At 34.7% G+C, this 11,592-nt stretch carries 14 protein-coding genes and 1 pseudogene; 11 read left to right on the top strand and 4 right to left on the bottom strand.

Annotated features, from left to right (window positions below):
* The first annotated feature begins 23 nt into the window (after positions 1-23).
* Positions 24-962 carry an L-threonine 3-dehydrogenase gene (locus RMO53_RS05215; RefSeq protein ID WP_310378684.1) on the top strand — a complete coding sequence of 313 codons (939 nt, stop codon included), beginning with the start codon at positions 24-26 and terminating at the stop codon, positions 960-962.
* 15 nt (positions 963-977) lie between these two features.
* Here RMO53_RS05215 and RMO53_RS05210 read toward each other — a convergent pair whose 3' ends face one another.
* From RMO53_RS05210 to RMO53_RS05200, 3 genes are read right to left on the bottom strand one after another with little or no spacing between them, the layout of a single operon-like run.
* On the bottom strand, positions 978-1,838 hold the full coding sequence (locus RMO53_RS05210) for an MBL fold metallo-hydrolase (protein WP_310378682.1): 861 nt from the start codon (positions 1,836-1,838) through the stop codon (positions 978-980).
* Complete coding sequence (locus RMO53_RS05205; RefSeq protein WP_310378680.1) at positions 1,839-2,480, bottom strand: nucleotidyl transferase AbiEii/AbiGii toxin family protein; 642 nt, start codon at positions 2,478-2,480, stop codon at positions 1,839-1,841. It abuts the gene before it with no gap.
* Positions 2,470-2,730 (bottom strand): DUF6922 domain-containing protein, encoded by a 261-nt coding sequence (locus RMO53_RS05200; protein ID WP_310378678.1) that lies wholly within the window; start codon positions 2,728-2,730, stop codon positions 2,470-2,472. The genes RMO53_RS05205 and RMO53_RS05200 overlap by 11 nt, the downstream gene beginning before the upstream one ends.
* Before the next feature lie 231 nt (positions 2,731-2,961).
* Here RMO53_RS05200 and RMO53_RS05195 point away from each other — a divergent pair, with 231 nt between their 5' ends.
* From RMO53_RS05195 to sufD, 7 genes and pseudogenes are all read left to right on the top strand, one after another.
* Complete coding sequence (locus RMO53_RS05195) at positions 2,962-3,291, top strand: iron-sulfur cluster assembly accessory protein (protein ID WP_310378677.1); 330 nt, start codon at positions 2,962-2,964, stop codon at positions 3,289-3,291.
* A 51-nt stretch (positions 3,292-3,342) separates the two neighbouring features.
* Positions 3,343-4,791: a Fe-S cluster assembly protein SufB gene (gene sufB, locus RMO53_RS05190; RefSeq protein ID WP_310378675.1), complete on the top strand. Its 1,449-nt coding sequence runs from the start codon at positions 3,343-3,345 to the stop codon at positions 4,789-4,791.
* Positions 4,792-4,833: 42 nt separating this feature from the next.
* Positions 4,834-5,037, top strand: a complete 204-nt coding sequence (locus RMO53_RS05185; protein ID WP_310378673.1) for a DUF2683 family protein — start codon at positions 4,834-4,836, stop codon at positions 5,035-5,037.
* 131 nt (positions 5,038-5,168) lie between these two features.
* Positions 5,169-5,300 (top strand): annotated as a pseudogene (locus RMO53_RS05180) (type II toxin-antitoxin system YoeB family toxin); the annotation flags it as partial.
* A gap of 6 nt (positions 5,301-5,306) precedes the next feature.
* A complete protein-coding gene (locus RMO53_RS05175) occupies positions 5,307-5,795 on the top strand; it encodes an NAD(P)H-dependent oxidoreductase (protein ID WP_310378671.1) in 489 nt (162 codons plus the stop codon).
* Positions 5,796-5,801: 6 nt separating this feature from the next.
* The gene (gene sufC / locus RMO53_RS05170) at positions 5,802-6,548 is read left to right on the top strand and encodes a Fe-S cluster assembly ATPase SufC (protein ID WP_310378669.1); all 747 of its coding nucleotides are present in this window, start codon (positions 5,802-5,804) and stop codon (positions 6,546-6,548) included.
* Between the two features lies 1 nt (position 6,549).
* Positions 6,550-7,881 (top strand): Fe-S cluster assembly protein SufD, encoded by a 1,332-nt coding sequence (sufD, locus tag RMO53_RS05165; protein ID WP_310378667.1) that lies wholly within the window; start codon positions 6,550-6,552, stop codon positions 7,879-7,881.
* A gap of 54 nt (positions 7,882-7,935) precedes the next feature.
* Here the strand turns inward: sufD and RMO53_RS05160 are convergent, their stop codons facing one another.
* Positions 7,936-9,282: a serine hydrolase gene (locus RMO53_RS05160; protein WP_310378666.1), complete on the bottom strand. Its 1,347-nt coding sequence runs from the start codon at positions 9,280-9,282 to the stop codon at positions 7,936-7,938.
* 203 nt (positions 9,283-9,485) lie between these two features.
* Here RMO53_RS05160 and RMO53_RS05155 point away from each other — a divergent pair, with 203 nt between their 5' ends.
* From RMO53_RS05155 to RMO53_RS05145, 3 genes are read left to right on the top strand one after another with little or no spacing between them, the layout of a single operon-like run.
* Complete coding sequence (locus tag RMO53_RS05155) at positions 9,486-10,700, top strand: cysteine desulfurase (protein WP_310378664.1); 1,215 nt, start codon at positions 9,486-9,488, stop codon at positions 10,698-10,700.
* An 11-nt stretch (positions 10,701-10,711) separates the two neighbouring features.
* On the top strand, positions 10,712-11,149 hold the full coding sequence (locus RMO53_RS05150) for a hypothetical protein (RefSeq protein ID WP_310378662.1): 438 nt from the start codon (positions 10,712-10,714) through the stop codon (positions 11,147-11,149).
* 17 nt (positions 11,150-11,166) lie between these two features.
* Positions 11,167-11,586 carry a SufE family protein gene (locus RMO53_RS05145; RefSeq protein WP_310378660.1) on the top strand — a complete coding sequence of 140 codons (420 nt, stop codon included), beginning with the start codon at positions 11,167-11,169 and terminating at the stop codon, positions 11,584-11,586.
* Positions 11,587-11,592: the final 6 nt, after the last annotated feature.

The raw sequence follows: 11,592 nt of genomic DNA, 5'->3' as shown, positions 1-11,592 counted from the left end.
TTTGTATTTCAAAAATCATTTAAATGAATCCTAAAATACTAATTATTGGTGCTTGCGGGCAAATAGGAACAGAACTAACCCATAAACTTCGAGAAATCTACGGAATCGATAATGTCATTGCTTCGGATATTCGAAAATTGAATAATGATGTAGTCAATTCTGGCCCTTTTGAAGTGGTCAATGCGCTTGATTTTAACCAGATCGAACATTTGGTAGAAATACATCACATCACCGATATTTATTTGATGGCAGCTTTACTATCGGCAACAGCCGAAAAAAACCCTGCATTTGCTTGGGATTTGAATATGAATTCCTTGTTTCACGTATTAAATTTGGCGAAAGCCAAGAAAATAAAAAAAATATTCTGGCCCTCGAGCATAGCGGTTTTTGGACCAACAACTCCTAAAGAAAATACGCCACAATACACCATTATGGAACCCACGACGGTTTACGGAATTAGCAAACAAGCTGGGGAAAGATGGTGCGAATATTACCATAATATCTTTGGTGTTGATGTTCGAAGCGTGCGTTATCCGGGATTAATTAGTTGGTCAACGCTTCCTGGTGGTGGAACTACGGATTACGCAGTTGATATTTATCACAAAGCGTTGAGCGATGGTAAATACGAATGTTTCCTTTCGTCTGAAACCAAAATGCCCATGATGTATATGGATGATGCTATAGCTGCAACCATAAATATAATGAAAGCACCAGCGCTACAAATCAAAATCCGCTCTTCGTATAATCTCGCCGCGATGAGTTTTACTCCTGCTGAAATTGCCTCCGAAATCAAGAAACACATTCCTGATTTTACCATTTCGTATAAACCTGACTTTCGTCAAAAAATTGCCGATAGTTGGCCTGCAAGTATCAATGATTCTCAAGCTAGAGCAGATTGGAATTGGCATCACGAATTTGATTTAAAAAGTATGACGGTTGATATGCTGGAAAATTTGGGTTAGGGAAATCTATATTACTTATTCCAATATTTCTTCACAACTAAACCGCTCTTTCATTCGAACACCTTTCTCTGTTTGTTCGACCGTTATGATTTCGTTGTGCGCATCGTGTTCTAGGAAAAGATAATAATTATTTTCGGCAGCGGCAGTAAGAAATTTTGCTTTTTCAGGCATTGTTAGTAATGGTCTGGTGTCATATCCCATAACATACGGCAAAGGCAAATGCCCAACTGTTGGAATTAAATCCGCCATAAAACAAATGGTTTTATCCTGATATTGAATGTGTGGAATCATCATTTTTTCGGTGTGACCATTTACAAAGAAAACCCCAAAACCAAGCTCTGATTTTTCGACAAAATCACTTTCTGGACTTTTGATAAAATGCAATTGTCCACTTTCTTGCATGGGTAAAATATTTTCGGATAAGAAAGACGCTTTTTCCCGAAGATTGGGTTTTGTTGCCCAATTCCAATGGTCTTCGTTAGTCCAGAATTTTGCGTTTTTAAAAGCAACTTCGTAACCGGTTTTGGCTGCGTTCCATTGCACACTTCCGCCGCAATGGTCAAAATGCAAATGTGTCATAAAAACATCCGTAATATCATCGCGATGAAAACCGTATTCCGCCAATGATTTGTCTAAAGAATGTGTTCCCCAAAGCGAATAGTAACCAAAAAACTTCTCGGATTGCTTGTTTCCCATTCCGTTATCGATCAAAATCAGGCGATTGCCGTCTTCAATAAGCAAGCATCTTGCGGCAATATCAATCAAGTTATTTGCATCGGCTGGATTAGTTCGATTCCAAATTGTCTTTGGCACAACACCAAACATGGCACCGCCATCGAGCTTGAAATTGCCGGTTTCTATTGGGTAGAGTTTCATTTATTTGGCGTTAAATACTTTGTTCCCTTTTAAAATAGCTTCGTTTATTCGTTTAGAAATTTTAGAAAACGGAAGTGAATTTTTTAGAATTGGTGGGTCAATATTTGGATCAATATCTTCAAAGAAATTAACCGCCCGAAGTGGAATCATCTTATTAGAATGTTGGTATTTAGTTTCATAAAAAGATAACATTTGATTCAAAGAAAAATGTTCGAGTAAAAAATAGATATCAATAAAATCCTTTACTCTTTTGCCTGAATTAACTATTGCATTTAACTTCATTGCAGCTATATCATCCAAAGAAAGATAGGTAATTCCTTCTTCAGAAATCGGCTCATTTAATAATGGATAATTATGACGAATAAAATCCGTTTTTACCTCATTTATGGAGCATATTATTGTATTTCTCCTATTATAAACTAGATTTATTTTATATTTCTCGGAAAGATTTTCAATCAATTGAGCATCATCAAATTCGTCTTGAGTAAATAAATCAATATCAATTGAATTACGATGCCCTAATTTTAAAGCTAAAGCTGTTCCACCAACCAAATAAAATCCTTTTAAAAAATCCAAAGATTGCAAATCTTGAATTAAAGTAAATGTTTCTGGTTTGATTATAAATGGGTCTTTACACAGCATAAAGCATATCTGAATTTAAAAAGAATTTACTAAAATCTTTATCTCTTTTGTCTAATTGCGCAGACCATTCTATGGTTTCTAAAATTTTTTCTAATGGATAATACCCCATCATTTCTTTCCAATCGTTTATAGTTCCCATTTGTAGAATACGTTCAATAACAATTTTATACGATTTGTCGTAGTTAAAGGTTTCTAAATCGTATTCCCATAGCAGGAACGCTGGAATATTTGGCTTTTTATTCTTTTTCATATATGCAAAAGTTATTTATCAGAGGTCATATATGGTATCGCTTTTATTTATAGGTGTTTGCCTGCGCAAACGGCTTGTTAATGGCGATTTCATAGCTACACAAATTTAAGCATTCTAAACCTAAATATCAATTTTTTCTATTTAAAGATTTGTTATAAAAATGGCTTCAATTATGCAAAAAGGTTTTTATGCACTATCTTTGTCCTTTATTTAGACAAAATCAATATAACAATGATCAAAGTTTCTGAATCTGCTAGTAAAAAAATTGTCGATATGATGAAAGACGATGGTTTTGACGCATCAGAAGATTACGTGCGAGTAGGCGTAAAATCTGGTGGTTGCTCTGGATTATCTTATGATTTGACTTTTGACAAACAAATAGGCGAAAACGACAAAGTTTTTGAAGATAATAATATAAAAATTGCCGTTGAAAAAAAATCATTCCTTTATCTCGCAGGAACTATTCTCGAATTCTCTGGTGGTTTAAACGGAAAAGGATTCGTTTTCAACAACCCAAACGCGAGTAGAACCTGCGGTTGCGGAGAAAGTTTTTCCTTATAAAACAACCCTTTCAGGGTTTTAAACCCTGAAAGGGTTAAATAAAATAAAAAAATGTCAAAATACACCGAGGACGATTTAAAAATCGAACTAGAAACTAAAGAATACGAATACGGATTTTACACTGATATTGAATCAGACACGTTTCCTATTGGTTTAAATGAAGATATTGTTCGTGCCATTTCACACCGAAAAGAAGAACCACAATGGATGACCGATTGGCGTATCGAAGCCTTTCGTGCTTGGGAATTAATGACCGAACCAGAATGGGCAAATGTGCATTATGCAAAACCGGATTTTCAAGCTATTTCGTATTATTCTGCGCCTAAAGCAATAGATCCAAACAAATCATTAGACGATGTTGATCCGGAACTTTTAGAAATGTATAAAAAGTTAGGAATATCAATCGACGAACAAAAAATGATGAACAATGTCGCTATGGATATTGTAGTCGATTCGGTTTCGGTAGCAACGACTTTCAAGAAAACATTAGGCGAAAAAGGAATTATATTCATGAGTATTTCCGAAGCCATCAAAGAACATCCTGAATTAGTACAGCAATATTTAGGGACAATAGTTCCCCAAAAAGATAATTTTTATGCAGCCTTGAACTCCGCAGTTTTCTCCGACGGAAGTTTTTGTTATATTCCAAAAGGCGTTCGTTGCCCGATGGAACTTTCTACTTATTTTAGAATCAATCAAGCTGGAACTGGACAATTCGAAAGAACATTGCTGATTGCAGACGAAGGAAGTTATGTTTCGTATCTCGAAGGTTGCACCGCACCAAGTCGTGATGAAAATCAATTGCATGCCGCAGTGGTAGAACTCATCGCTTTAGACAATGCCGAAATAAAATATTCGACCGTTCAAAACTGGTATCCTGGAAACAAGGAAGGAAAAGGTGGGGTTTTTAATTTTGTAACCAAAAGAGGATTGTGTGAGAAAAACGCAAAAATTTCGTGGACGCAAGTAGAAACTGGTTCGGCTGTAACTTGGAAATATCCTTCTTGTATTTTGAAAGGCGACAACTCTGTAGGCGAATTTTATTCGATTGCGGTTACTAATAATTTTCAACAAGCCGATACAGGAACCAAGATGATTCATTTGGGCAAAAACACCAAATCGACCATTATTTCTAAAGGAATTTCGGCAGGAAAATCACACAATAGTTATCGTGGTTTGGTTCAAATAAGTCCAAGAGCAGAGAACGCTAGAAACTTTTCGCAATGCGATTCGTTATTAATGGGAAACAATTGCAGCGCCAATACTTTTCCGTATATCGAAAGCAAAAATCCTTCGGCCAAAATTGAGCATGAAGCCACTACTAGTAAAATTGGCGAAGACCAAGTTTTTTATTGCAATCAACGAGGAATTCCAACCGAGAAAGCCATTGCTTTAATCGTAAATGGTTTTAGTAAAGAAGTTTTGAATAAACTGCCGATGGAATTTGCCGTGGAAGCGCAGAAATTATTGGAGATTTCACTCGAAGGTTCAGTTGGGTAATATTTTATAAATTTGAAGAATTAATACTAAATTTCAAATAGTATGGAACTCATTCTAAAAAACGTAAAGAAAAAAGATTTACCAGTGTTGAAATCATTGGCTAAATCATTAGGTTTTGAAATTGAAAAAGAAGAGAAACCCTATAATCCAGAATTTGTAAAAGAAATTTTGGAGGCCGCAAAAGAAGTTAAAGATGGGAAAGGAATTAGAATGTCAATGGAAGAATTGAAAGAATTATGCAAATAGATTTTTAAAGTAAAGCTAAAGCAGATTTAAATTTTTGGATAAAATCTGGGAATAAAGCAATAATGAATAAAATATCTGCTTTAATCGAAGATATTCAGCTTCATCCGTAGGAATGAAATGGTAAACCAGAACCTTTAAAACATAATTTGTCAGGTTATTGGTCAAGGAGAATAAATCAGGAACATCGAATTATTTATGAAATTATAGACGAAAATACTGTAAATATTTTAAGTATTATTTCATTAAAAGGTCATTACGAATAAGAATTAATGGAAAATAGTAAAGTAATTATTGTCGGTTCATCAAGAAATAATGGCAACACAACTAAAATAGTTAATGAAATTGCAAAGCAATTTAATATTGATATAATTAATTTGAACGATTATCAGTTTTCTTATTACGATTACGAAAGTAAAAACAGAAACGATGATTTTTTGCCTTTAATAAAATCCATTATTGAAAAATATGACACTTTGATTTTTGCAACACCCGTTTATTGGTATTCAATGAGCGGTATAATAAAAGTGTTTTTTGATCGTTTTTCGGATTTAATTAGAATCGAAAAAGAAACTGGACGACAACTTCGAAGTAAAAGCTTAGCAGTGATTTCAAATTCACACGACAATGAAATTGATTTTGACTTTTATATCCCATTTAGAAAAACAGCGGATTATTTAGGAATGAAATATCTTGGTGACAGACATTTCAACGCAGACAAATTTATAGAAACAGAAAAAATAGAATTAGATTTTATATAAAAAATTATGTTAAGTATAAAAAACCTTCACGCCTCAATAGGCGATAAAGAAATCTTAAGAGGAATAAATATCCAAGTAAACGCTGGCGAAGTTCATGCCATAATGGGACCAAATGGTTCTGGAAAAAGCACGCTTTCGGCAGTGATTGCAGGTAACGAAAACTACGAAGTAACAGACGGTTCAGTAGTTCTAGACGGCGAAGATCTTGCTGATTTAGCGCCAGAAGAACGTGCACACAAAGGCGTTTTCTTATCTTTTCAATATCCTGTAGAAATTCCCGGAGTTTCTGTAACCAACTTTATGCGAACTGCCATAAACGAAACCCGAAAAGCACAAGGAAAAGACGAAATGCCCGCCAACGAAATGCTGAAATTCATTCGTGAAAAATCAGAGTTGTTAGAAATTGACAGAAAGTTTTTGTCCCGTTCATTAAACGAAGGGTTTTCAGGCGGTGAGAAAAAGCGTAACGAGATTTTTCAAATGGCTATGCTAGAACCAAAACTCGCCATTCTTGACGAAACCGATTCTGGTCTAGATATCGATGCGCTTCGAATTGTGGCAAATGGTGTTAATAAACTAAAAAGTCAAGACAACGCCGTAATTGTAATTACGCATTACCAGCGCTTGTTAGATTATATAATTCCAGATTTTGTACACGTTTTATTAGATGGTAAAATCGTAAAAAGCGGTGGTCCAGAACTGGCACACGAGTTAGAAGAAAAAGGATACGATTGGATTAAAGCAGAGAATTAAAATGGAATTGAAAGAAAAATTACTATCGTCTTTTATGGCTTTTGAAGAACGTGTGGATGTTCACTCTGAACTTCACGATGTGAGAACTCTGGCTATAAAAAACTTTGAATCCAAAGGCTTTCCAACAAAAAAGGAAGAAGCGTGGAAATATACTTCGCTGAATACAATTCTGAAAAATGATTTTTCGGTTTTTCCAAAAAAGGAAAACTCAATTGAATTTTCGGAAGTGAAAAAATACTTTCTTCACGAAATTGACACCTACAAAGTTGTTTTTGTAGATGGTGTTTTTAGTTCGTTTCTTTCCTCGACTACTCATGATGAGTTGGATGTTTGCTTGATGTCATCGGCATTGAACAAACCAAAATACAAAATGATTATCGATGAATATTTTAATAAAATTGCCAATCATGACGAGAGTTTAACGTCGCTCAATACGGCTTTCGCCAATGAAGGTGCTTATATTAATATTCCTAAAAGTAAAGTAGTCGAAAAACCAATTGAAATTATTTATTTCTCTACAGGATCTGAAGCTGCACTCTTGGTTCAACCACGAAATTTGGTGATTGTTGGCGAAAACTCTCATGTGCAAATCATTGAACGCCATCAAAGTTTGAATGAATCCCGAATTGAGTCGGGACCAGTTTTAACAAATTCAGTTACTGAGATTTTTGCGCAAAAAAGAGCCATCGTAGATTATTATAAAATTCAAAACGACAACCTCGAAGCCAACCTGATTGACAATACGTATGTTTCCCAAAAACAAGAAAGTATTGCATCCGTAAACACGTTTTGTTTTGGTGGAAACCTGACCAGAAACAACCTGAATTTTTATCATTTTGGCGAAAGAATTGTAAGCAACCTCAACGGAATTACTATAATTGGCGACAAGCAACACGTGGATCATTATACTTTGGTTCAACATGCCACACCCAATTGCGAAAGCCACCAAGATTACAAAGGAATATTTTCGGATCGTTCAACAGGCGTTTTTAACGGAAAGATTTTTGTAGAAAAAGAAGCGCAGAAAACAAATGCTTTTCAAAAAAGCAATAACATTTTGTTGAGCGACAAAGCGACCATCAATGCCAAACCACAATTAGAAATTTTTGCTGATGATGTCAAATGTTCTCACGGTTGCACCATTGGACAACTCGATGAAACCGCCATGTTTTATATGCAATCGCGCGGAATTCCAAAAAAAGAAGCCAAAGCATTATTGATGTACGCTTTCTCGAATGCGGTAATCGAAAGCATAAAAATTCCAGAGCTCAAACAACGAATCACAAAGATTATTGCCACAAAACTAGGCGTGAAAATTGGATTTGACTTATAAAGTCTGTAATTAAAACTTCAAATCCGATAGGTTTTAAAAACCTGTCGGGTTTTTTTATTTCTTAAAACTCCCAATAATTCCTTTCAAAAAAGCATTCAAATCCAGTCCTTCCCCTTTTTTCAAGCCCATACGAACAATTACTAAATCTAGTGATGGAATTATAAATACTTTTTGCCCTTGAAACCCATTTGCGGAATATAAATCACGAGGAACATCAGGATATTTTCCGCCAGCATTAAGCCAAAAATGTGCCCCGTATTCTCCGTTAGAAGTATTCGTAGGAGTCGCTACGTATTTTGCCCAACTTTCATCAAAAAGTTGTTCTCCATTCCAATTGCCGTTGTGTAAATACAGCAAACCAAATTTTGCCCAATCTCGTGTTGTTGCCCAAGCATAAGAAGATCCAACAAAATTTCCTGCCATATCTGTTTCTACAAGCATGGAGTTCATCCCAATTTTATCAATCAAAGCCGAATACCAAAAATCTAAATATTCTTGGTGCGTTTTGAACTGATTTCTCAAAATTCCAGCTAATAAATTTGATGTTCCTGAAGAATAATTCCAGTGCGTATTGGGTTTATATTGTGCCGGTTTTATTAGTTGTGAACGTGTTATGTCCTCGGACAAATACAGCATTTTAGTCAAATCGGAAATTGCATCGTCTTTTTCGTCCCATTCTAAACCAGAATTCATGTGCAGTAAATCGTTGATGGTAATGTTTTTTCTGTCATCGTTTTTCCAATCGGCAATTGGAGCTGGTTTATTAACATCTAATTTTCCTTGTTTTTGAAGTATTCCAAAATAGGTTGCGGTAATACTTTTGGTCATGGACCAACCTAATATTTTTGAATTTTTATTGAAACCGGTATCGTACTTTTCGGCAATGATTTTGTCTTTATAAATTACTAAAACCGACCGTGTTCTTTTATTCAATTCTCCTTTTTTATCAAAAGCAAAAGCAACTGCATTTTTCAGTTTTGAATAATCAACATTTGCAAAAACCGTGTCCTTCGGTTCGTTATTTCCGTAAGGAAACGGTAAATTATTGACAAGTTTTGTTCGTTTTGGGACTTGATAGGGTTTCGAAACATCGAAATCATCGTTGATTAAAGTTACACCCAAACCTACGCGGTAAATGGCTTTTCGCTCATTTAAACCATAAACTGATGCGATTGTATATTTCTTGTTTTCGTTAATTGCATATTTTGCCAAAGTGATTAACGGAATATCGTTGTCGCTTTTTTCAATCATTTCTTGCGAACGATTGTCTATGAAATGTCCTGAAGCCATACTTTTGGCCGAAAAGCCACAAAGTATATCTAGTTTAGGATAATTGGTGTAAACCAAATATACTAAACACAGTACGGTTGCTAAACCAAGAATTTTAAAACTTTTTTTCATAAAAAGAGAATTACAAGAACAGGCAATTTAAGAAAATTTACCAAATAAAATATTTAAGAAAATATAAGAAAAACGGAAACGAGCTTAAATGACCATAAATGCCCTAGATGGTTTAAGAAATGTTCTGATTTATTAACAAATGTTTGCGAAAAAGTCATTTCAAATATATTACTTTTGTATTTAGAAAAATTCTAAATAATAAGATGTTAGACATACAAAAAATAAGAGCCGATTTTCCAATACTTTCCCGAACTGTAAATGGGAAACCATTAGTGTATTTTGACAATGGAGCAACCAATCAAAAGCCACAAATTGTAATTGATGCCATATCAAAATATTACCAAGAAATCAATGCTAATATTCACCGCGGTGTCCATACTTTGAGCCAATTAGCGACTGATGCTTACGAGGTTTCACGTGGCAAAATTCAACATCATATAAATGCAAAGTTTGCTCACGAAATAATTTTTACATCAGGAACAACTCATGCAATAAACGCAGTTACAAATGGTTTTGCATCGCTACTAAAACCGGGCGACGAAGTGCTAGTTTCCGCATTAGAACACCACAGCAATATTGTACCATGGCAAATGTTGTGCGAACGAACTGGCGCAATTTTGCGAGTAATTCCGATGAATGACAACGGAGAATTAATCCTGGCAGAATATGATAAATTGCTTTCTGATAAAACAAAAATCGTAACCGTTAATCATATTTCGAATGCACTGGGAACCATCAACCCCATTAAATATATGATTGACAAAGCGCATGAATTTGGTGCAGCGGTTTTGATTGATGGTGCTCAAGCTGTTCCCCATCTCAAACCGAATGTTCAAGAATTAAATTGCGATTTTTATGTTTTTTCGGGACATAAAATATGTGGACCAACAGGAACTGGGATTCTCTACGGAAAAGAAGCTTGGCTTAATAAATTACCCCCATATCAAGGTGGAGGCGAAATGATTAAAGAGGTTACTTTCGAGAAAACTACTTATGCTGATTTGCCACATAAATTTGAGGCCGGAACACCTAATATCGCTGGAGGAATCGTTCTTGGAACCGCTATAGATTATTTGAATTCCGTTGGTTTTGAAAACATTCAACAACAAGAATTAGAGTTGCTCGAATACGGTACAAAACGATTATTAGAAATCGAAGGTTTGCGTATTTTTGGCACAGCCAAAGAAAAAACTTCTGTGATTTCGTTTAATATCGAAGGAATTCATCCTTATGACATTGGTACAATTATTGACAAATTAGGAATAGCCGTAAGAACTGGGCATCATTGCGCACAACCCATCATGGATTTTTATAAAATTCCGGGTACAATTCGTGCATCTTTTTCGTTTTATAATACCAAACAAGAAATAGATTTGATGGTCGATGCAGTTAAAAAAGCAAAATTAATGTTATCCTAAACCAATTTATTATGAAAATAATCACCGTGATTTTATTGAGTTTTTTTCTAGGTAAAAGTTGTAGCGGTCAAAATAAAAACGACATAAAAGCTACAATTATAGAATACACAGCTAATACAAGAGGTTTTTATAAAAAAATAAGTGTGCAAAATCAAATGATTTCAGTTTCTAAAAATAGAAATGAAGTTGAAATGCCAGCAGGAAGAAAAATTTCTGATACGGACTGGAAAGAACTTATTAATTGTTTTGAAACCGTTAAATTAGAGAATTTAGCAACGCTAAAAGCACCGACCGAAAAACGTTTTTATGATGGTGCTGCAATTGCAAATTTAAAAATTTCGACTAAAGATACAATTTATGACTCAACCAGTTTTGACCACGGTTATCCTCCAGAAGAAATAAACAAACTTGTAAAAAAATTAATTTCAATTTCAGAAAAAAAATACTGAAATCAATTCAGCATACTATGACAATAAAAAAAATACAAGACGAAATCGTTGATGAATTTTCGATGTTCGATGATTGGATGCAGCGTTATGAATACATTATTGATTTGGGGAAAAACCTTCCGTTAATCAAAGAGGAATTCAAGACCGATGACAATATTATTAAAGGATGCCAATCAAAAGTTTGGCTTAAAGGGGAACGAAATGAGGATACAATTATTTTCACCGCCGATAGTGATGCCATTTTAACCAGAGGAATCATTGCTATTTTAATTCGAGCTTTTTCAAACCAGAAAGCAACTGATATTCTTGCTGCAGATATGAATTTCATTGACGAAATTGGACTGAAAGAACATTTGTCTCCAACCCGCGCCAATGGATTGGTTTCGATGATAAAGAATATAAAAATGTATGCTTTGGCATTCAACACACAAAATTAATTTAGC

It is taken from the genome of Flavobacterium sp. (genome assembly GCF_031409475.1).
Taxonomy (GTDB): domain Bacteria; phylum Bacteroidota; class Bacteroidia; order Flavobacteriales; family Flavobacteriaceae; genus Flavobacterium.
This window is presented reverse-complemented; position numbering and strand designations above follow the sequence as displayed.